The sequence below is a fragment of the Sphingobacterium sp. genome (assembly GCF_032065005.1).
Classification (GTDB): Bacteria; Bacteroidota; Bacteroidia; order Sphingobacteriales; family Sphingobacteriaceae; genus Sphingobacterium.
In genome coordinates, this window is the sequence record NZ_DAMBMM010000004.1 from 436,836 (window position 1) to 459,006 (window position 22,171).

The window sequence follows — 22,171 nt, forward strand, 5'->3', positions numbered from 1 at the left end:
TTCGAGCCAAAGATGGGATTTGAACCCACGACCTCTTCCTTACCAAGGAAGTGCTCTACCCCTGAGCTACTTCGGCTTTCAAAAAGCTTATTTACAGATATAAGCCTCTACCCTTTCAAAAATAAATTGTTAAGAAGACAGAGACTTAGATTTGTTTTATAAATTGAGCGGAAGACGAGGTTCGAACTCGCGACCTATAGCTTGGAAGGCTATCGCTCTACCAACTGAGCTACTTCCGCTTTTCAGTTTTACACTCAGGAACTCCTGCCTTTCACAACCGGAAGAATGAAAACTTTTTGGTGGAGGGAGAAGGATTCGAACCTTCGAAGCCGAAGCAACGGATTTACAGTCCGTCCCATTTGACCGCTCTGGAACCCCTCCAGACCTACAACTTGCGTTGTTTTTGAGCCTCCTATCGGAATCGAACCAATGACCTACTGATTACAAGTCAGTTGCTCTACCAGCTGAGCTAAGGAGGCGTGCTTTATTTAATAAAACTTTCTGTTTTAAAGAACGGCTATCTTTGGATAGCGAGTGCAAAAATCTAATATTTATCTGATATTCGCAAGTTTTATTTTTAATTTTTTTTCTACTTAAAGAACAATCTCATTTCGGTACTCATTTTCCCGATTTGATGATGCAAAGATAGCTACTCCATGAACATATCAAAAATATTTGGTCATTTTTTTTACTCCTGAAAACCATATCATTGATATGCAAGTAAATAATTTTCATATTCCATTTCAAAGGATACCCTATATTTGCACAAATAAATGGAATTGCTTTGAAAAATTATTCGCTCGTAGTATTGTTCTTTATTAACCTTTGCATCTTCCCTGAGCTTGGAAACGCTCAAGAAAAATCCGGAATCATCCAAAAATTGATGCAAAAGTTCGTCTCCTCCAAAAAAGATTCTTCCCGCTCAGGTAGCTTTGTCGTCCTGCCTGCCATCGGTTATGCCCAGGAAACGGGCTTCGAATACGGGATCGCTAGTACCTATAATTTCTATATCGACAAAGAAAACCTCGATAGCAGAACCTCCAACGTAACCCTGATCGGTACCCTGACCACCAAAAAACAAAAAAACATCAAACTGACCTCCGATATCTGGACTAAAAACAACGACTACCATATCCTTACGGAAATGCGATTCAGGGATTGGCCTTTCAATTTCTACGGCCTTGGTAATGATACCTGGAAAGCTGATGAGGATTATTTAGACCAAAAACTCTACCGCATCAAACTGGATGGTGAAAAAAGATTCGCCCCTAATTTTTATGCCGGTGTCAATTTAAATTACGAACACTTCGAGTTCAATGACATGGAGGCCGGTGGCATCTTCGAATCCCCAGAGGTTTATGGTAAAGATGGCGGTCAATACCTTGCCCTTGGCGTTTCTGCCCTGTATGACACCCGTAACAACACCACATATTCTACCAATGGTTTTTATAGCAGGCTAAAATATAGCTATGCTCCCAATTTCTTTGGAAAGGACAATTTCACGGGAAACCAGCTTGAACTGGATGTGCGCGGCTTCTATCCCATCAACAAAAAACTCACCGTCGCCGCCCAAGGGCTGTACCGTGGTACTTACGGAAAAAATGTGCCTTTCTATGTCATGCGTGAACTGGGTGGGGATATGACCATGCGTGGTTATTATCTGGGTCGTTATAAGGACAAGAATTACTTAACTGCTCAAGCAGAACTTAGATACCGCTTCATCCCCCGCATAGGAGTCAATGCATTCCTAGGCACCGGTAGCACCTTCTCCAAGCAACATGACATGCGCCTTATCCCATCCTTTGGTGGCGGACTGCGCTATTTCTTCAGCCTAGAACACAACAGCAGCATCCGTTTTGATTATGCTTATGGTGAACAAAGACCTGGTGAAAAAAGACAGTCTGGATTTTACCTCAGTATCAGTGAAGCTTTTTAATGGGATAAAATAATAACCGAATCTGGAAACTTGTTTGCTTTTTGCAGGAAGGATATTAAAGATATCGTAGGAGAAAATCTTGTTTTCTTTGCCCCTCCCTTTTCAAAAGGATGCCAAAATGAAATAAATTGATGGACACGGTCACCCGTTGATCGGCAATCAATTCTTTCCATAGCCATTTTTGCTTATAAGGCTCATGGAAAACTATGATTTTCCCTGCATCAATTAACGGCAGGATGACTTCGGAATCCTCCTTCCCATCGATCCAATAGGACTGTGCGTCCATATCCTGTAGGTCTTTACTCAAGGCATTGACCTCCCAAAAACTCCATATCTTCTTTAACAATGAAAAATAATTTGGATTGAAGCCTTCGGGAAACTCAACAAAATTTTGGCTTTTATAGCTGGGATTGTAGATTACCTTTTCCGTCAGTGCATACACAAAAGGGGAATGTGTACCATGTCTGCTATTGGAAACCAAAAAATGATAGATATAGTCGAAGTAATACCGCATTGCAGCACAAAAATACAAATTGCTTTAGAATTGCAAGGTAAATGTACTTCCCTCCCCTTCAATGCTGTCCACAGAGATATTGCCACCATGCATTAACATGATCTGCTTACTGAGGGTCAAGCCAACACCGGTACCCGTCTTTTTGGTCGTAAAGAATGGCGTAAAGATCTGTTCCTGGATCTCGGGAGACATTCCTGCCCCATTGTCCTGGATCTTTAATTGGATATGGTCCTTAGTTTCAATCGCTGACAAACTGATATAGGGCTCTTCCTCACCCTTCACCGCTTCGATGGCGTTCAACAACAGGTTGATGATGACCTGTTCCAAAAGATTCCCATCCGCCCGGAGAATCATGCGGGTATTCTTGATGATAATATCCACATCAATGTTCTTTTGGATCAGGGTAGGTTCTAATAATTGATAAATGTTTTCAAAAAGCTGTACAACCTGGATTTCCGAAAACTGAGGTTGGTCAACCTTATTGATCAATCTATAGCTTTTCGCAAACTGCAACAGTCCTTCACTTCTTCGCTTGATCGTAAAAATCCCAAGCTTCAGGTCTTCGATATCCTGCTCACCTTCCCAATGTTCCAGACGGTCATGTAAGGTTTCCGCCAAGGAGCTGATCGGACCGATGGAGTTCATGATCTCATGGGTCAATACCCGCAACAGTTTATGCCAGGCCCTAGTTTCAGTTTCGTCAATGGCTTCGTTGATATTCTGATAGACGATAATGCGAAAGGAACCATCCTGTGTTTCAAAGCCAGAGCTTTGCATCAATAGCTTGATCTTGCCTTTACTGGAATGAGCTGTTTCCATCTGATGCTTGCCGACCTGCAACTGCATGGTCTTGATATAAAGTTCAGGATGTCGTTTTTCCATCCCCGAAATATTCCCTAGATGTGGAACTTGAAAAAGGTCCTTAAAAGCTTCATTCAACCAGATTACCTTCCCTGATTCGGCATGATAAAAGATGATGGCGGTATCCAGCATATTGATCACCTTATTCAGGTACTGATGTTGCAGGGCCTGATCGATACTGATATTCTTATAGACATCATTGATCTGATTAAATGCAGCATACAACTGCCCTTCAACAGATTTCTCCCTTTTCACCACAAATCTCCTTGTGAAATCACGATATTTTACCGCTTCCGAAAATTCAACCATCTGTCTCAACAGAAATCGATGTTTGGAGAACATCCTATAGGAAAGTACCAACAAAAAGAAAAAACCTAAACCGGCATAGAGATAAAAACCCTTAAATATCAAAAATGCTATACCTACAGCCAAAGCCATAAGGAACAGCATCTTAAAAAAATCTGCTATAGCCAGTTTGGTCATTATTAAAGATTATATTTTTCCAATCGACGGTACAGTGCTGCACGGGTCAGTCCCAATTCCTTGGCCGCCTTGCTGATATTTCCATTATAGCGCTCAATGGCAGACTTAATGGCCTTACGCTCCATCTCCTCCAAATTATGGGATGAGAAATCGTCGACAATCGGTTTATCGGGCAACTGCTGTTCAATGGGAGAGAACAAGATGTCTTCAGCACGGATACTCTGCTGATCGGACATGATCACAGCGCGTTCAATACTATATTGCAATTCGCGAACATTCCCTGGGAAATGGTAGCCTTTTAGTTTATTAATAGCATCGGCTTCCAATCCGCCAATGTTCTTATGATACTTTTCGTTATAGAATTTCAGAAAATGCTCTGCCAGAAGCGGGATATCACCAACACGTTCCCTTAATGCGGGAACCTGGATTTCCAAGGTGTTTATCCGATAGACCAAATCCTTCCTAAAACGGCTCTCATCAGCCAGGACTTTTAGGGGTACATTCGTAGCCGAGATCAATCGGATATCTACTGGAATCGCTTGACTGGAACCTAAAGGAACCACCGCTCTGTTCTGAAGTACACTTAACAATTTTGCCTGTTGCTGTAGACTGATGTTACCAATTTCATCCAGAAACAAAGTTCCAGAATCCGCATGTTCGAAGCGACCTTTACGATCCTCCCGAGCATCCGTAAATGCACCTTTCTTATATCCAAAAAGTTCAGATTCAAAAAGGGTTTCTGTCAGGGAACCCACATCCACCTTTACAAATGCCTTTTTTGATCGTAAGGAACGTTGATGGATGGCATTCGCGATCAGATCCTTACCTGTACCGTTTTCCCCTAAGATCAAGATATTAGCCTCAGTAGGCGAAACCTTGTCCAACTTAAACTGCAGGTCTTCCATAATGGGAGAATTCCCAATGATCCCATGATGTTCACGGGGACTGACGATCTGCTTTTCCTTTTGATTGGGTTTGTTTTCTTCGTATATGCTGTTCAGGGTATTGAGCAACTGTTCATTCTGCCAAGGTTTGACAATAAAATCAGAGGCTCCTTGTTTCAACGATTTCACGGCAAGGTCAACCGCACCGTAGGCGGTGATCATCACCACGTTGACTTTTGGAAAATGGGTCTTGATCTTAGACAACCAGAACAAACCCTCATTGCCTGTATTGATGGCACTCTTGTAGTTCATATCCAGCATGACAATATCAACTGGATTCTTTTCCAGGATATTCATTAACCTTTCCGGATTATGTTCTACCAGTACTTCTTTGACGTTAGGTCTTAATAATATTCGTGTGGCGGTTAATAAATCTTGATCATCATCAACAACTAGAATGGTCGCTTTTTTCATTTAAAGCTAAGTTAATTATAAATTCAATGAACCTGCATAATAATCATTCACATATTTTTGCATCAACCATTCATATTGCCTGATGATCAATTGACTGCGCGTAGCATCTAATTTATTCTTCGCTGTTAAATAAATAACCGAGTTGCTATTGCCTGCCTCAAAATGAACTGTGGCAATCCGAAAGGACTCCGCATAGCTAACTTCTTGGTCACGCAGATTCAGCACATTCTTTTGCGTAATGTTCAAATCGAAAACCGCTTGGGCAGTCTTCATGCGTAGATCATTACGCATGATATCCCTACTTAAATTCGCATCATCCAAAGACACCTGGGCCAAACGGACCTGGGTTCTATTCTTGAACTGGTTAAAGATTGGAATGGACAAGGTCAATCCCACACCTTTACTCAGGTTATTCTTGATCTGGTTAAAGATTGCTCCACCTTCTTTACTGTAGTTGGAGCTCATTCCACCGCTTAAAGAAAGACTAGGCCAATAATTAGATTTTGCCACCTTAATGCCTTCTTCCATTTCTTTGATTCTCCAATCCAAGGCCTTATACTGCGGCAGGATATTTAAGGATTGTTGAAATAACTCCTCCGAACTTTTGGCCTGAATTTCTGTTGGAATATCGATTTCCTCTAAGGTACCTAGCGTATTGACATCCACATTCATCAAACCCGCCAAGGTTACCCTGGCGTTATTTAAAGTCTGTTTAGTTAATTCAACCGTATTCAGGTCACTGCTATATTGGCCTTTGATATCATATAGGTCTCCCGGATTGGTAGCACCTTCCCTATTCAGTACCTCATTCCTGTTTAATTGCTCTTTGGTCACTGCCAATTGTCCTTCGGTCTGGATCAACATGTCTTGTGCAGTTAACACTTTGACATAAGCTTCAATAACGTCCAATTTCAGTTCATTGACAAAGCCTTCATATTCCAGTTTGCCAGCATCAAGCGCATTGGACCGCATTCGGATATTATGGATAATATAGAAACCATTAAAGATGGGAACATTTAAGCTCAGGGACTGTCGCCCTGAGCTATTGTTCTGATCTATATATTGATTGGTAGTCGGATCGATGGACCTACCTTGAGAAATGTCATGACCGATATTGGCATTCAATGATGGCAAACGGTCATACTTGGCCTGTTTGTACTGAAGATCTGTACGATCGATAACCAATTCATTTCTTTTAAGGGTAGGATTGTTCTGTATCGCTTGCTGAATGCAATCGGCCAAAGACAGAGAGCTACTCTGTCCTTTTGCCGTGCTAACTAAACAACAAACAATTATGATTACGTATAGGTAATTTCTTTTCATCTAAAAACATATTTCCCACTGCATTCCACAGGCTGTGCCAAATAATTAAAACATTGTTTATCAGCAATTTAATAATTAAAGAAGGCATTAGCTGTTCGAAGCCGAACATGAAAGTGTTCGCTTATGAACACTGAAACCGTACAATAGACCCGCTTTAATGAAGAACTTCAACTCTTCTATCAAATTTTATAAGAAGTAGAGTTCCAAAGTAGATTAGTTCTCGACCTTATTCGGGACATATTCGGAATTTTCGCAAAATGCCTTGCATGAGGTTCAATTTTTTCTCGAAGCTGCCTCGAACAAGGGTAGAATGAAACCAATTAATTGTAGAATATTTAACAGTACAAAACTAAGCTCCAACATTTTTAAGCTTTTTAATTAAGTACTTGAAATCCCAAACCAGTCCTAGCATTTATTAGCCTGCTTTTTTATTGTTCAGCATCGCACAATTACTGTTCGCTTTCGAACAGTCAAATCCAGCATATTTTATTTAAAACATTGATTTACATTTATTTAAAACTTTGGCACAACCTTGTATATGCATATTGCAAATTTGAACATAGAATTACATGGACAGACCAATTGAACAAAAGAAGTGGAATAGCAAACGAATCCTAACTGTAGCTGGAATTGCAGGTATTGTTGCGCTGATCGGTGCGAGTTATTACTATACCAGTGGAAACAGCAAGTTGAATGTGGATGCAGAGCGTATTTCCATCTTTGAAGTTAAAGAAGATACATTTCAAGAATTCATCCCTATAAATGGTACCGTACTTCCTATCAGCAGTATCTATCTAGATGCTTCCGTTGGTGGTCGTGTTGAAGAGAAATATGTAGAAGATGGAGCGCATTTACATAAAGGGGATCCCATTATGCGTCTTTCCAATACAGATATGGAATTGAGTTTAGTTCAGAATGAAACGCAGGTCTTGAACCTTTTGACGCAGGCCCAGATTGCGCAGACCAATGCACAACAAGCTTCCATTTCCAACAAGAACCAAATGGCCGATGTAGAGCAGGCCTACAAGGAATCAAAACGTATATATGAATTGAACAAAAAACTTTTGGAAGAGAAAGCAATCGGTTCACAGGAATATCAGAAATCGCTGAACGAATATAATTACCAAAAGGAAAGGGTAGAATTGACCAAGCAGATCTTGAAACAGGATGAAATTTCCAACAACCAAAAATTGAATCAAGATCGCAAGACATATCAAAGTACCCAACAGGCTTTGGATCTAATGCGCAAGAAAGTTGGAGATTTGATCCTCCGTGCTCCAGTGGACGGCCAATTGACATCATTTGATGCAGAAGTGGGACAAAACAAGAACCCAGGGGAACGACTAGGTCAGATAGACGTATTGACTGGTTTCAAGGTCCGTGCAGAAATTGATGAGCACTATATCAACCGTATCTTCCCAGACCTGAAGGGACAATTCAGCATAGGTAATAAAACCTATGAGCTCAGGATCAAAAAAGTGTACACCCAGGTAAAAGACGGAAGGTTCCAAGTGGATATGGAGTTTATTGGTGAAAGGCCGGAAGGCATACGCCGAGGTCAGACCTTAACCATCCGCTTAGCTTTAAGCGATGAAACCAAGGCAGTATTGTTGGCTAAGGGAGGCTTTTACCAACAGACCGCCGGAAACTGGATTTTCAAACTGGATAAGGATGGAAAAACAGCTTACCGTACTGATTTACAATTAGGAAGGCAGAATCCTGAATATTACGAAGTATTAAATGGATTGAAACCTGGGGATAAAGTGGTGGTTTCGAGTTATGAGACCTATGATAAAATACAGGAATTAAATATAAAGCAATAAGGTGTTTGCCTATTAACCGTCGTCATTGATCTGCTAATTCGAGGGCGACGGTTATGGAAGATAAAAATCCGAATGAATAAATAAAAAATAAAGGCATGTCGAAGTGCTGTGATGGCTAGGAAAGCCTCACAGTAATTCGGCATAAAGACAAAACAACCAAAAATAGATTATGATCAAAAATTTTATTAAATCTGCCTTTAGAAACCTCTGGAAAACCAAGGGATATAGCTTTCTGAATATTTTTGGTTTAGCATTGGGAATAACCGTAACTGCCTTAATTTTCCTTTGGGTTCAGGACGAGCAACCCTACGAAAACATTGAGAAACGAATAACATTAACCTATTATAAAACTGAAATTTATTTATTTTAAACAAAGAAACTCATGATAAAAATAACCAATCTTCAAAAATTCTACCGTACCGAGGAGGTAGAGACCGTTGCCTTGAACAATGTGAATATCCATGTTAAGGAAGGTGAATTTGTTGCAGTGATGGGACCTTCGGGATGTGGAAAGTCTACCCTTTTGAACATTATCGGTCTTTTGGATGATTTGGATGAAGGTAGTTATCTTTTCAACAATATTGAGGTGGCACACTTCAAGGAAAACAAACGCTCGGATTTGCGTAAGCACAATATTGGATTTGTCTTCCAAAGTTTCAACCTGATCGATGAGCTGACCGTATTTGAAAACGTGGAACTTCCATTGGTATACACCAATGTTCCTCCTGCAGAACGTAAGAAACGTGTGGAAGAGGTATTGGAGAAAGTACAGATTATGCACCGTCGCAATCACTTCCCACAACAGCTCTCCGGTGGTCAGCAACAGCGTGTTGCTGTTGCCCGTGCGGTAGTCAATAATCCCAAACTAATCCTTGCCGATGAGCCTACAGGTAACTTGGACTCCAGCAATGGTAATGAAGTCATGCAGCTGTTGACCGAGCTCAATGAAAGCGGCACAACAATCGTTATGGTTACCCACTCTGAGCATGACGCAAAATTTTCGGACCGCGTAATCCGGATGCTGGATGGTCAGGTAATATTGGAGACTACGACGGCATTGTAAAGGAGTATTTAGTAGAAAGTATTTGGAAAAGAGTATTTAGTATTAAGTATTTAGTATTTAGACTTTGTTAAACTTTTGATATAGGAGCTGGCCCAAAAGGCCGGCTTTTTTGTGTGAGGTTTGGGGATTTGAACCAGGATGGATTGGATGGGAGGATAAACCAAGATCTGGGTATGAACCAGGATTAAAGGGATGAGAGGATAGACCAAGATCTGGGTATGAACCAGGATTAAAGGGATGAGAGGATAGACCAAGATTATTGGCGGATTGCCTATCAACCATATATTCATCATGGTTGGTATTGACTTATCGGATACGCCCGCCGTTGATCTGTCCATGAATATTACCGCAATTTAGGGTGTTATTCATTGAAAATATATATAATAGATTCTTCATTTTACTCTGAATCCCTCTTTAGAAACTTCCAATTCTGAACGATTAGTGAAGAATCTGTACGGTTCTCTAACACAATTGCCTGTCATCCATAATCGAAGATTATGGAACTGTAAGTCAATGCGTTCTTTTTTGCTTACAAAATAGGATTTTTGAATAGTCTCGAGTTGTGGAAATTTAATTCATGAGAATATGAAAACCGAGGAAATTCTTTAATCTGAAAATAATGTTATTTTAGGTTTGTATAGGACAGGCGTATTCAATACGCTCCTACACAATGCGGGACTTTCAAGCTATATTTGACCATAATCTTGGTCCTTCCTCCCATCCTTGTTGGGTGAGCGGCGTCGAACCCCATCCTGGTTCAAACCATTGTCCCAAGGTCTTTCCTTCGTATCAATGACAGGTTGAACCTTACATGATTTTCTTCGTTACTTTTTCACGTAAAAGTAACGAAGAAAATAATTGAAAAACATTTCATGTCCAATGGAGATTGAGTTGTGGAATTTTTACACACGAGAATTTGAAAATCGAAGAATTTCTTTAATCTGAAAATGATAATAATCTAGGTTTGTATGGGGACTTTCAAGCGATAATATGTAACCTAATCCTGGCTCAAGGTCTAAATACTAAATACTCTCTACTAAATACTATAACTGCCCGTCCATTAACGAACAAATAACCGTCCGATAACGGACAATTAGAATACCTGAATAAACAACAATCGATTGACAATGAGTTATTTGTATTTTTGGCAAATGAATTGGATATTGATTTTTGGATTGAAATAATTATGGTTTCATAACCTTATCACTAATCAAAGGCCATGCATAATCAATATTTAGATAAAACCTTTACGCTTCTGAAGAAGATTAAAGGATTAAAGGGCAAAAACTCAGTTTGGGGCATCTGTTGCCTATCAAGCTTGATGGTTTTGTTGATGTTAAACCTGCAATATGGATTTAATAAAAACATCCCTGCAGATGGGGTTTGGTATGCTGCTGAGTCGAAAGAGTTTTCAATTAAGAAGCAAGTTGTTGCTGGAATCGAACGTTCGGAAATGGAACTGAGCAGATTATGCAAAAAGGAAACCATTATAAGAATAAAACCACTTGCAAGTGGAAATAAGGTAATTGTTGTCTTGCGTAAGGCTTCAAACCTTCCGCAGTTCATTAAACAAATCAATTACCTGATCTGATATGCTAAAAAACTATTTCAAGATAGCCTTTCGTAATCTTAAGAAGAACAGGGGTTTTACGGCAATTAATATAGTAGGATTAGCCATTGGTATGGCAGCAGCCATGCTGATTTTATTATGGGTCAATTTTCAATTTGGGTTCAACAAGAATTTCCCAAAAATCGAAAATCTTTATAGTGTAGGTTCTAAAGAAGCGACAGATCAGGATTCCGCAACATGGTTTTCTACTCCAAAACCTATGGCAGCCGTGGTGAAGGAGGAAATTCCAGAAGTAGTGAATGTTTCTAGGTTAAGTGGAACCAGGGGTTTTTTATTTACAATCGGCGATAAAAAAGTTCCGGCAGGAATCGGTGTATTCGTAGATTCAGCCTTTTTGAACATGTTTGAATTACCCTTATTGAGCGGGAATAGAAATACACTGTTAAAAGCCCCGAATAGCATTGTCTTATCTGAGAAACTGGCCAACAATCTCTTTGGAACTACAGATGTACTGGGGAAAACGATCAGACTGGATAGTACCAATGTGCTAGCAGTTACTGGAGTCATAAAGGAAACAGAATCTAATTCTATATTCCAAGGCTATGAATATTATGTTCCTTGGACCTTAATGGAAAAACTAGGGTTTTCAGATAGCCAATGGGGAAATAGTTCCGTGGATCTATACGTAGAAATAAATGATAAAAAGCATCTTCCTAAAATCCAAGAACAAATCAAAGACTTGATCCCAAGGCACTCCGATGTAAAGACAGTCAGTTTTCTGACCGCCTTTGCTGATAGATACCTTTACAATAAATACGAGAACGGAAAAGTAATTGGTGGAAGGATAGAAATGGTGAAAACATTTACCCTTATCGCTGCTTTAATCCTGTTGATTGCCTGTATAAACTTTATGAACCTCAGTACAGCCCAAAGTGAAAAGAGGGCGAAGGAAGTAGGGATCCGAAAGGTAGTTGGAGCGCAAAAAAAGAGTTTGGTGTTTCAATTCCTTTCAGAATCATTATTACTGGCTTGTTTTTCAGGTCTGATTGCCTTTATACTTGTCATCTTGGTTCTACCGGCCTTTAATGATTTGGTGGGCATGAAATTCAAAGTGCCATTTCAGGATTTCAGGTTTTGGATCCTATTTGTTGGCTTTGTTTTGTTCACAGGCTTTCTAGCTGGCATATACCCTGCATTCTTTCTGTCTTCTTTTAATCCGGTCAAGGTGTTAAAGGGACGTTTGCATAGCATACAGCAAAAAATCAACCCCAGGAAAGTACTTGTTGTTACCCAATTTAGTATAGCCTTGATATTGATCGTGAGTACCGTAGTGATCCAAAAGCAAATCAAACATGCCCAGGATCGCGACTTTGGATTTGAAAAAGAGAACCTGATCTATGTTCCAGAGGTCGGTGAGATCACTAAGAATGTGCAACTGATCAAGCAGGAACTATTAGACCAAAATGTGGCGCAATCAGTTAGTCGATTAATGTCTCCATTAACAGAACGTTGGAGCGGCTGGAATGGCTTCACTTGGGAAGGAAAAGACCCCAATAGCATTATCGATTTCAATCGCCAAACAGGTGATGATAGAGTTGTTGAAACCATGGGCTTTACCCTAATAGCAGGTCGCGATTTTAATCTGACCAAATTCCCGACTGATTCGATGGCTGCCATTATCAATGAATCCGGAGCAAAAGTCATGGGCTTCCAAGACCCCATCGGCAAAATCTTCGATGATGGAGGAAGGAAATTTCAAATCATCGGCGTGATTAAAGATTTCATCCAAGAGTCTCCATTTGAACCGGTCAAACCATTGGTTATTGAAGGAGCTAGTGGCTGGATGAACAATATCCATATCCGCTTCAATCCAAGCTTGACAACAACAGATGCTCTAAAAAAAGCAGAGGCTATCTTCAAAAAATACAATCCTGATTTTCCTTTTGACTACAAGTTTGTTGACGAGGCCTATGCCTTGAAATTTAAGGAAACCCAAAAAACTGGTAAACTGGCAGCGTTATTTGCTGGCCTTACCATCATTATCTCTTGTCTTGGTTTATTTGGACTAGCAGCCTATATGGCAGAAAGCAGAACCAAGGAAATTGGGGTCCGTAAAGTCCTCGGCGCTTCGGTATTCTCTGTTACCAGGTTATTGTCTAAGGAGTTTATTTTATTGGTAGGAATCGCCTGTCTGATCGCCTTCCCTATCGCCTATTGGGCCATGAATAAATACCTCAACTCCTATACTTATAGAATCAATATCAGCTGGGAAATCTTTGCATTTACAGCCGTACTGGCTTTGCTGATCACAATCTTGACTGTGAGTTATCAATCCATTAAAGCTGCAATTGCAAATCCTGTGAATAGCTTGAGGGATGAGTGATTCAAGGGCTTTGCCTTTGAATGGATATGAGATCTGAGATATGAGATTTGAGAGAGTGGAAAGACTGCATGGCTGCATGGCTGTAGACAATAGACACAAGACAACAGAAATTTCCGACGGACTCTTGTTGGGCATTAACAGATTAGTAAGAAGAGGGATTCAGAGTAAAACGAAGAATCTATTTTTATAAAGAATAAGAGCTGCTGTCATCGTGAGCACAGCGAACGAACTGTTTTTTGATAAGTCTTAAGACAATAGACATAAGACACAAGACAATAGAACTTTCTAGTTGGATATTGCTTCGCAGAGACAAACAACGATAAAAAAACAGTTTGCTCATCTTGCGATTCGCAATGAAAGCAAGTTGCAAAAAAGTAAGGAAATAGATTCTTCGGCGAGCCACTGAATCTGTTTCTAACCATTAAATAAGAAATTTATGCTTAAGAACTATATCAAAATAGCGTGGAGAAATCTCTTAAGGAATAAGGGGTTTACGGCCATAAATATTATCGGATTGGCGATTGGGATGGCTGGCGCTTTAATGATTATGCTTTGGTTGCAGAATATGCTGACCATGGATCGCTTTCATGAGAAAAGTGACCGCTTGTATATCATGAGCAATAGGGATGAGAATCAAGGATCAAAATATGCTTGGGTTTACACCCCAAAGATCCTTGGTCCTTCCATGAAAGAAGAATTTCCGGATATTGAATCGTATTCTAGATATAGCGATCAGAATTACTTTTTGACCAGCTATCAAGATAAAAAATTAAAAACCAATTTATCATTTGTAGACCCTGGGTTCTTTAATATGTTCAGTTTTCCTATAATAGCTGGAGAAAAGAGTAATTTACTGAATGACCTAAAATCCATCGTCTTAACAGCCAAGAAAGCCAAAGACCTGTTTGGTAATGAAGATCCAATTGGCAAGATCATAAAAATTGATTCTGTGGACCAAGTCAGAGTACAAGCGGTTATCGCGGATATTCCCTCGAATTCAAGTTTTGATTTTGAAGGCTTAATTTCTTGGGAATATCCCAAAAGTATCAATTATTATGATGAGAATTGGTCTAACAATTCTATTTTCACTTATATCTTATTGAAAAATGGAATATCACTTTCTGATTTCAACAATAAGATAAAGAGTTTTACAAGGGACCATATCAATGGTGACAACAATACATCAGTTAATAGAAGTACCGTAGATATTTTCGCATTTCCCTATAAGGATCAGTTTTTATATAATAATGGGAAAGGTGGCGAATTCAAAACAGGGAGGATTGACCTAGTTAATCTGTTTGCGTGGATCGGTGGTTTTATCCTATTAGTTGCCTGTATTAATTTTATGAACTTAAGTACGGCAAAATCAGAAAGAAGGGCAAAGGAAGTTGGCGTAAGAAAAGTTATTGGAGCAGACAAAAAAAGTTTAATACTTCAGTTTTTGACAGAAAGTATCCTCATCAGTCTGCTCGCAGCTGTACTTTCGATTATCATCATAATAATTGCTCTTCCTTACTTTAATGAGTTAGTTTCTAAGAATATCTCAATTTCATTTTTAACAGCCTCAACCTGGTTGTTTTTATTGGGTTTTGCTTTATTTACAGGCTTATTAGCTGGTGCATATCCTGCATTTTTTCTTTCAGCGTTTAAACCAATCAGTACGCTGAAAGGGAAGTTTAAGGCAACCACTAAAGGTGTAAGTATGCGCTCGGTTTTAGTTATCGTTCAATTTACCCTAGCCATCATCTTGATTATTGCAACCGTAGTTGTTTATCAACAGATCAACCATAGCAAAGAAAGAGATCGTGGATACCAAGAAAATGGTTTGGTTTATACTGAAATTGAAGGAAAAATTGAGAAGAACTTCAAAAGCATAAAAAATGACCTTCTCAGTAGCAATGCAGTGGTTTCAGTTTCCAAAAACATGTCTCCAGTTACTGATCGTTATAGTTCCGGCTGGGGATTTTACGCTGATGCATCCCTAGATGAAGATAAAAGAATAAATTTTAACCGTTTCAGTTCTGATGCTGATGGTATAAAAACCTTAGGCTTTACCTTGATCAATGGGCGAGATATTGACGCATACAAATTTCCTACAGATAGCAATGCTGTACTTATTAATGAGGCTGCCGCTCAGGTATTGAAGTTAAAGAACCCGGTAGGAAGCATTATCAATGGTGATGGCAGGAGGCTGACAGTGGTGGGGTTAATCAAGGATTTCGTGATGGCATCTCCATTTGGCAAAAAGGAACCAACAGTAATTTTAGGTCCATCATCTTATTTTAGTGTTGTTCATTATCGCCTAAATCCAGCATATTCTACTAGCGACAACTTAAAAACCATTGAAGGTATATTCAAAAAGTATAACCCTGAATATCCATTCTCTTATCACTTTATTGATAAGGTATTTGAAAACAAGTTCAAGGAAGCTCAGGCTATTGGTACAATTGCCATGCTCTTTGCTGGACTGACCATCTTTATTTCCTGTTTGGGACTGTTAGCCTTGATTGCCTATATGGCGGAAACTAGAATGAAGGAAATTGCCGTAAGAAAGGTGTTAGGTGCTTCGGTTCCTCAGATCACTTCTCTCCTATCCATGGATTTTATCAAACTGGTGTTAATATCCATCTTAATCGCTTCACCAATTGCTTGGTGGGCAATGAACAACTGGCTGCAGGATTTTGAATACCGCATCCATATTGAATGGTACTATTTTGTGATCGCAGGAGCAGCAGCCATCTTTATTTCTCTGGCAACTATTAGTTTCCAATCTATAAAAGCCGCACTTGCAAATCCGGTGGATAGCTTGAGGGATGAGTAATTCAAGGGCTTTGCCCTTGAATGGATATGAGATGCTTAAATGGATATGAGATGTGAGATATGAGATTTGAGAGAGTGGAAAGGTTTTAAGACTTAAGATATAAGACAACAGAAATTCTGGTGGGGTATTGCTGGGGGGATTAATAAAGAAGACATTAAATTAAATATTGACCAAAATGTTAAGAAATCATTTTAAAACGGCTTGGAGATTTTTAAAGAAAAATATACTGGTAACCTCTATTAGTGTAATCAGTTTGGCCATTGGGATCTGTGCGACCTTGATCATTTTTCTGATGGTGCGCTATGACTTTAGTTTTGACAAGCATCTGCCCCATGGGGACCGTGTTTATAAGGTTGTAAGTGATGGAGGTTATAAAGGAGATGCGGTATTGGTTCCATTGATACGGGCAATGCAAACGGAATTGACAGGTGTAGAGGCAGTGGTCCCAAATTTGGAATTAGGCAGATCGAAGTTGAAAATCCAAAAAGAAGCTGATCAGGAAGAAAGGGTGTTTCCAAATGAGGAAGGTTTGACCTTTAGCAATGAAAAATACTTCAGCATATTTCCACATGTATCACTAGCGGGAAATATCAACTCCCTAAAAGAGCCTAATACTATTGTTCTTACCCAAAGTAAGGCCGAGATTCTATTCCCAAAGGCTAATGCTAGTGATGTGCTAGGGAAAAATATCTTATTTGCTGATAGCATACAATTGACTGTTGGAGCTGTCGTAGCTGATATGAAAGAGAATTCTGATTTCAAGTATGATGGAATAATTTCAGTTTCTACGGTTGAAAACAATGCTTCCTTGAAAGTGATAAAATCTTGGGATCAATGGAGTAATTATAATGGTGGCAATCAGTGTATTCTCTTATTAAAAGCTGGAACTTCGCCTAAAAATATTGAAAAGGTAATTGCTGGGATCTTAAGTAAGAACAAAGAGCAAAATGATTATGAATGGAAGGATAATTTTATCCTTCAACCTTTAAAGGATGTCCATTTTGACATTAAATTCAATTACAATGCTGTAAAAGAATCCACCTTAAGAAACTTAATCTTGTTAGCGGTCTTCCTACTGACTTTAGGAGCTATTAATTTTATTAATCTCTCTACGGCTCAATCTACAGAGCGTGCTAAAGAGATTGGAATCAGGAAAACATTGGGTGGAAAGAAGTCAAATTTGGTAAGACAATTTCTATTGGAGACATTTTTAGTTGCAGGATTTGCTACGATATTATCCGTAATATTAATTCCTATCCTGACTCAGGCCTTCGCAGGATTTCTTCCTAAAGGATTTACCGTTTCGTCCATTCCAGTTTTGGAAATCATAGGTTTTTTGGTTCTTCAACTGCTGGTTATTACCTGTATCGCAGGTTTTTATCCGGCATGGGTACTAACGGGATACTCTCCTATTATGGCCTTGAAAAACCAAGCCACAAAAAACAGTAATCTAAGCAGAAGCGCCTGGGTAAGAAAAGGATTGACCATTTTCCAATTTGTTTTGGCGCAAGTCTTTTTGATTGCCGTTTTAGTGGTATCCAAGCAGATCCATTATGCTGTTAATATGGATATGGGTTTCAATAAGGATGCTGTAGTGACCTTTTTTGTTCCAAATTTCGACAGTGAGCAAAAGGGAAAGGTCCTAAAGACTGAATTGGAAAATTTAGCTGAAGTAAATGCGGTTAGTTTTGGCAATCAATCGCCGGCATTCAATGGTTACATGAGCTCAGGAATGGCGTATGACCAAAACACTTCGGACAAGAAAATGGTCACCTTCGATGCTAGAAACGGCGATGAGAATTTTATTAAGGTTTATAATATTCCGCTAATAACTGGTAGAAACGTCCGAGTCCTTGACTCTGTTTCGGAAAGTATTATCAATGTCAAGATGTTGGAACTTCTTGGTCTAAAAAATCCTGAGGACGCCATTGGCAAAACATTCAATAATGGCCAAACAACCATTGTAGGTGTAATGAAGGATTTTAATATTTCTTCTGCCCGCGAAGCCGTAAGACCTACGATGTATTGGAGCAGCAATTCGGGTTATATGATGCATGTGGCTTTGGATAAAAACCACCCAGAAACTTGGAAAAATGCGATTAGTAAAATCGAAAGCAAGTTTAAAAGCCTCTACCCTGAGGAAACATTTGACTATAAATTCGTCGATGATATTATTGCCAATTTCTATAAAACAGAACAGAACCTATCTAAGCTATTGAGTTGGGCTGTATGGCTTTCCATCAGCATTGCTTCATTGGGATTGTTTGGTTTGGCTGTATTCATCACCAACCAGCGTGTAAAAGAAATCGGCATCCGTAAAGTTCTAGGTGCATCGATCAGCCAGATAATATTCTTATTGTTGAAAAACCTTATGCTCCTTGTCATTATCGCTTCTGTCATCGCATTCCCTATTGCCTGGTATTTTATGCATGAATGGCTGAACGATTTTGTCTATAAAACAGAGCTCTCATGGTGGATTTTTGTTATCGCCGGAATTGGACTTTCGGCAGTGGCAACCCTGGTCCTTACGTCCAGGACCTACTTCGCCGCCAAAGCAAATCCTGTGGATAGCTTGAGGGATGAGTGATGATTCAAGGGCTTTGCCCTTGAATGGACATGAGATGTGAGATATGAGATTTGAGAGAGTGGAAAGGGTTTAAGACTTAAGACCAAAGACACAAGACAATAGAATTTTCCGGCGGGCTAATGCCGAGAATTTAAAGTTTTGAAAGTAGAGGGATTCAGAGTACAATGAAGAATCTATTTTTTATTTTTTTTGGATAGGGGTCATTTCGAAATCGTAAGATGAGAAAACTATTTCAAATGAAGTTTGGATAGTTCCGAGATCCTTCGGCGGAGCCATCAGGATGACACCAAAAGGGTATAGAAAAATATTTCACCCCTGCTAGGGGTTCGCCTATATAACAAATCATTTTCTACAAAGATTCCACCCCCTGCTGGGAGTTTTATTTTGTCTTATTTTTCAGTTAAACCTTCATATTGAGGTCTATCCGAATTAGCTTGGATCATCCATAATCTATATTATTATTTTAAAAGCAATAATGATTGCATTGGCGAACAGTTCCTTGACCTTCGGTCAAGGATGACAGGGTCGTTAGGTATTTAGAAGTTGATCCCCATCCAGGTTCAAATCCAGATCTTGGTCTATCCTCTCATCCTCGTTGGGTGAGCGGCGTCGAACCCAATCCTGGTTCAATTCCAGATCTTGGTCCATCCTTCCATCCTCGTTGGGTGAGCGGTATCTCGACTTCGCTCGATAACCGTCGAACCCCATCCTGGTTCAAATCCTGATCTTGGTCTATCCTCTCATCCTCGGTGGGTGAGCGACATCTCGGCTTCGCTCGATGACCGTCGAACCCCATCCTGGTTCAAATCCATTACGTTCATTTGCGAACAACAAATCGTCCGATAATGAACATATCAATCTTTATTGATATATACAAACAACAGACAATCAACATCTTACAATTATGGCAAATGAATTGAATCGCTATTTATAGCGAAAAAAAAAATGATATGGAATTTACTATCTCCATATCTCAATACTCAAATCTCAATACTACTAAAATGCTTAAAACAGCTTGGAGATCGATATTAAAGACCAAATCCTTAAGTGCTATTCACATCATAGGATTGGCTATTGCCATTGCAGCATCAACGGTTTTGTTTTTGACAGCAATGTTTGAGTTGTCGTATGATAATTTCCATCCCAATGGGGAAAGAATTGCGCTACTTTATAAAAGTTCAGAACCTGAAACTGGAAAAAGAGAGGATTCTTCGATGCCTTCACCTTTAGCGCCACAGTTGAAAAAGGATATTCCAAGTATTGAAAGTATTACGCGCTATGCCAATAGTAAATTGGTACTGAAAAATGGAGAGAAAGAATTTACTTCAACCAATAGATTTGTGGATGAGGATTTTTTCAAGATTTTCGATTTTCCTTTTATTTCGGGTAATAAGAATGTCCTTTCTGGTCTTGACAATATGGTCTTGACGGAGAATATGGCAAAGAATCTGTTTGGCAACACAGATGTAGTTGGAAAACAGATTGAGGTTAATTTAAATGGAGTTTGGAAGGCAGCAACCATTGGCGCGGTACTGAAAGATATACCCAGCAATTCGAGCCTTCGTTTTAACTCGCTCTATAGGTTTGAAAACAGACCTGGTTACCTTGAACAGACGCAAGTCTGGGACAACTCAGACCATGAGGTTTATGTAAAAATGAAAGCTGAAGTCAACGATGCGACCTTCAGCAAGGAAACCAAAGCATTTACGGAACAATTCTTTAAAAATGATATAGACCGGTTGAAACGTGATGGCGGAAAAGCAGATGTTAATGGTAGTTATTTCAGTTTTCACTTATTGCCAATGGCAAAGGTTCACCTCAATGATTTTGGGCCTTCGGCCTCCTTATCATCCAACTATCCCTGGATATTATTGTTGATCTCGGGTTTAATCATGTTTATCGCATCCTCTAATTTCATCAATCTTTCATTAGCCAATGCTATCAGTAGAAATAGAGAGATCGGCACCCGCAAGACATTAGGTGGAACGACCTGGGATATTGTTAAGCAATTGACCCTAGAGTCTTTTATCTTATGCCTTATTGCTTTGTTGGTAGGGTTACTCATCGCCTATTTGGTTTTACCGCAGTTCAATGCCAATATGAATTATCAATTGAAAATAACAGATCTATTTAATATCAAGAACCTCGTTATCTTCCTATTGGCATTCCTGCTAATCTCCCTTCTTGCCGGAGGATTACCGGCGTTTAAAGCAGCACGGACAAATATTATCCAATCCCTAAAGGGATCCAATAAAATAAAAACATCAAGTCTTAGAAGTTCATTAACGGTATTGCAATTTGTGATCGCCATTATTTTGATCATAGCGACCATTGTCATCAGCACCCAGTTGAATTATATATCTAATAAGCCATTGGGATTTAATAAGACTGAAGTCATCAGTATTCCAATTGGTGCTGGAGTCAATAAAGAAGATATGGTGCAAAGGATGCGTGTGGAATTAAGCCAGCAAACCTGGGTAAAGAATGTCAGTGCAGCGGATGTAAATATTGGTAAGGGTCGTGACGGCACTTTACAAAGGAGCATTTTTGGATTTGAACATGAAAACAAGGAGATCCAAACCAATTTCATCCGGGTTGACTATGATTACCTAAATACGTTAGGCATCAAATTATTGGGAGGTAGGGATTTTGACCGTTCCTTTGGTACCGATACGAATGCTGTGGTTATCAATAAACAGATGGCAGCTCAATTTGGCGGTGCTGATAAAATATTAGGAAAGGAAATCGAACTGAACGGTAAAAGTATCGTAATCGGCATCATGGATGATTTCAATTTTCAAGATCTAAGGGCCCAGGTCGAACCCTTAACCATTTCAGTGAATCCAAATGTTTTCACCGTGGAATATATCTTTGTCCGTGTCGAAACGCAACAGCTTGCTGAAACCTTGGATAAGATAAATGCGATTTGGAAAAAGGTAAATCCAAAGGCGAAGGTCGAACCATCCTATCTTGATGAAAATACGCAGAACCTGTATCAATCTGAGCGGACATTTTCAAAAATTGTCATTAGCGGAACGAGCATAGCTATTATTATATCTTGCTTAGGCTTATTCGCTCTAGCTTTATTAACTATAAACACACGTGTAAAAGAAATTGGCATCCGCAAGGTCTTAGGGTCTTCGGTATCCAGTATCATTATCCTCCTTTCAAAAGACTTTATTAGACTAGTCCTTATCGCCTTTTTGCTGGCAGCACCATTGGCTTGGTGGATTATGAATAACTGGCTACAGACCTATGCCTACCGCATCGATATACAATGGTGGATGTTTGCCCTAGCAGCAGGTCTAGCCGTTGCCATTGCCTGGTCTACTATCGCATGGCAAGCCTTTAGAGCTGCCAATGCGAATATTGTGGATAGCTTAAGGGATGAGTAATTCTTTTTAAAGTATTTAGTATTAAGTATTTAGTATTTAGACCTATGGGTTCTA

General features: G+C 39.5%; 13 protein-coding genes and 4 tRNA genes. 8 read left to right on the plus strand and 9 right to left on the minus strand.

All coding sequences use genetic code 11. From position 1 onward, the window contains the following. Nucleotides 1-4: 4 nt before the first annotated feature. The 4 genes from RT138_RS09275 to RT138_RS09290 form a co-directional block, all read right to left on the minus strand. Nucleotides 5-76: transfer RNA gene (locus RT138_RS09275), tRNA-Thr, on the minus strand. 90 nt (nucleotides 77-166) lie between these two features. After that, nucleotides 167-239: transfer RNA gene (locus RT138_RS09280), tRNA-Gly, on the minus strand. Between the two features lie 58 nt (nucleotides 240-297). Continuing rightward, nucleotides 298-381 (minus strand) — tRNA-Tyr (locus RT138_RS09285). Between the two features lie 25 nt (nucleotides 382-406). Next, nucleotides 407-479, minus strand: a tRNA-Thr gene (locus tag RT138_RS09290). A 305-nt stretch (nucleotides 480-784) separates the two neighbouring features. Here RT138_RS09290 and RT138_RS09295 point away from each other — a divergent pair. Beyond that, entirely contained in the window at nucleotides 785-1,936 is a 1,152-nt protein-coding gene (locus RT138_RS09295) for a BamA/TamA family outer membrane protein (RefSeq protein WP_313190444.1), read from the plus strand. A gap of 55 nt (nucleotides 1,937-1,991) precedes the next feature. Here RT138_RS09295 and RT138_RS09300 read toward each other — a convergent pair whose 3' ends face one another. From RT138_RS09300 to RT138_RS09315, 4 genes are read right to left on the minus strand one after another with little or no spacing between them, the layout of a single operon-like run. Continuing rightward, a complete protein-coding gene (locus RT138_RS09300) occupies nucleotides 1,992-2,450 on the minus strand; it encodes a hypothetical protein (protein ID WP_313190445.1) in 459 nt (152 codons plus the stop codon). 24 nt (nucleotides 2,451-2,474) lie between these two features. Next, the gene (locus RT138_RS09305) at nucleotides 2,475-3,794 is read right to left on the minus strand and encodes a HAMP domain-containing sensor histidine kinase (protein WP_313190446.1); all 1,320 of its coding nucleotides are present in this window, start codon (nucleotides 3,792-3,794) and stop codon (nucleotides 2,475-2,477) included. Nucleotides 3,795-3,796: 2 nt separating this feature from the next. Continuing rightward, complete coding sequence (locus tag RT138_RS09310; protein ID WP_313190447.1) at nucleotides 3,797-5,152, minus strand: sigma-54 dependent transcriptional regulator; 1,356 nt, start codon at nucleotides 5,150-5,152, stop codon at nucleotides 3,797-3,799. A 15-nt stretch (nucleotides 5,153-5,167) separates the two neighbouring features. Beyond that, nucleotides 5,168-6,475, minus strand: a complete 1,308-nt coding sequence (locus RT138_RS09315; RefSeq protein ID WP_313190448.1) for a TolC family protein — start codon at nucleotides 6,473-6,475, stop codon at nucleotides 5,168-5,170. Nucleotides 6,476-7,044: 569 nt separating this feature from the next. On the opposite strand from RT138_RS09315, the gene RT138_RS09320 reads away from it, so the two are divergent. From RT138_RS09320 to RT138_RS09345, 6 genes are all read left to right on the plus strand, one after another. Further along, entirely contained in the window at nucleotides 7,045-8,298 is a 1,254-nt protein-coding gene (locus RT138_RS09320) for an efflux RND transporter periplasmic adaptor subunit (RefSeq protein WP_313190449.1), read from the plus strand. Nucleotides 8,299-8,680: 382 nt separating this feature from the next. Beyond that, nucleotides 8,681-9,361 (plus strand): ABC transporter ATP-binding protein, encoded by a 681-nt coding sequence (locus RT138_RS09325; RefSeq protein WP_093098540.1) that lies wholly within the window; start codon nucleotides 8,681-8,683, stop codon nucleotides 9,359-9,361. Nucleotides 9,362-10,580: 1,219 nt separating this feature from the next. Then, complete coding sequence (locus RT138_RS09330) at nucleotides 10,581-10,952, plus strand: hypothetical protein (RefSeq protein ID WP_313190450.1); 372 nt, start codon at nucleotides 10,581-10,583, stop codon at nucleotides 10,950-10,952. 1 nt (nucleotide 10,953) lies between these two features. Then, nucleotides 10,954-13,314, plus strand: a complete 2,361-nt coding sequence (locus RT138_RS09335; RefSeq protein WP_313190451.1) for an ABC transporter permease — start codon at nucleotides 10,954-10,956, stop codon at nucleotides 13,312-13,314. Nucleotides 13,315-13,750: 436 nt separating this feature from the next. Next, entirely contained in the window at nucleotides 13,751-16,135 is a 2,385-nt protein-coding gene (locus RT138_RS09340) for an ABC transporter permease (RefSeq protein ID WP_313190452.1), read from the plus strand. A gap of 175 nt (nucleotides 16,136-16,310) precedes the next feature. After that, entirely contained in the window at nucleotides 16,311-18,722 is a 2,412-nt protein-coding gene (locus RT138_RS09345; protein ID WP_313190453.1) for an FtsX-like permease family protein, read from the plus strand. 528 nt (nucleotides 18,723-19,250) lie between these two features. On the opposite strand, the gene RT138_RS09350 is transcribed toward RT138_RS09345, so the two are convergent. After that, a complete protein-coding gene (locus RT138_RS09350; RefSeq protein ID WP_313190454.1) occupies nucleotides 19,251-19,430 on the minus strand; it encodes a hypothetical protein in 180 nt (59 codons plus the stop codon). A gap of 293 nt (nucleotides 19,431-19,723) precedes the next feature. Between RT138_RS09350 and RT138_RS09355 the strand changes: the two genes are divergently transcribed. Then, nucleotides 19,724-22,117 (plus strand): ABC transporter permease, encoded by a 2,394-nt coding sequence (locus RT138_RS09355; protein WP_313190455.1) that lies wholly within the window; start codon nucleotides 19,724-19,726, stop codon nucleotides 22,115-22,117. Nucleotides 22,118-22,171 lie beyond the last annotated feature (54 nt).

What these genes read in the sequence shown, in the direction of transcription:
- RT138_RS09325 (WP_093098540.1), top strand. Translation starts at nt 8,681, where the DNA reads ATGATAAAAATAACCAATCTTCAAAAATTCTACCGTACCGAGGAGGTA.
- RT138_RS09300 (WP_313190445.1), bottom strand. Translation starts at nt 2,450, where the DNA reads ATGCGGTATTACTTCGACTATATCTATCATTTTTTGGTTTCCAATAGC.
- RT138_RS09335 (WP_313190451.1), top strand. Translation starts at nt 10,954, where the DNA reads ATGCTAAAAAACTATTTCAAGATAGCCTTTCGTAATCTTAAGAAGAAC.
- RT138_RS09320 (WP_313190449.1), top strand. Translation starts at nt 7,045, where the DNA reads ATGGACAGACCAATTGAACAAAAGAAGTGGAATAGCAAACGAATCCTA.
- RT138_RS09315 (WP_313190448.1), bottom strand. Translation starts at nt 6,475, where the DNA reads ATGAAAAGAAATTACCTATACGTAATCATAATTGTTTGTTGTTTAGTT.
- RT138_RS09345 (WP_313190453.1), top strand. Translation starts at nt 16,311, where the DNA reads ATGTTAAGAAATCATTTTAAAACGGCTTGGAGATTTTTAAAGAAAAAT.
- RT138_RS09310 (WP_313190447.1), bottom strand. Translation starts at nt 5,152, where the DNA reads ATGAAAAAAGCGACCATTCTAGTTGTTGATGATGATCAAGATTTATTA.
- RT138_RS09350 (WP_313190454.1), bottom strand. Translation starts at nt 19,430, where the DNA reads ATGGGGTTCGACGGTTATCGAGCGAAGTCGAGATACCGCTCACCCAAC.
- RT138_RS09305 (WP_313190446.1), bottom strand. Translation starts at nt 3,794, where the DNA reads ATGACCAAACTGGCTATAGCAGATTTTTTTAAGATGCTGTTCCTTATG.
- RT138_RS09330 (WP_313190450.1), top strand. Translation starts at nt 10,581, where the DNA reads ATGCATAATCAATATTTAGATAAAACCTTTACGCTTCTGAAGAAGATT.
- RT138_RS09340 (WP_313190452.1), top strand. Translation starts at nt 13,751, where the DNA reads ATGCTTAAGAACTATATCAAAATAGCGTGGAGAAATCTCTTAAGGAAT.
- RT138_RS09355 (WP_313190455.1), top strand. Translation starts at nt 19,724, where the DNA reads ATGCTTAAAACAGCTTGGAGATCGATATTAAAGACCAAATCCTTAAGT.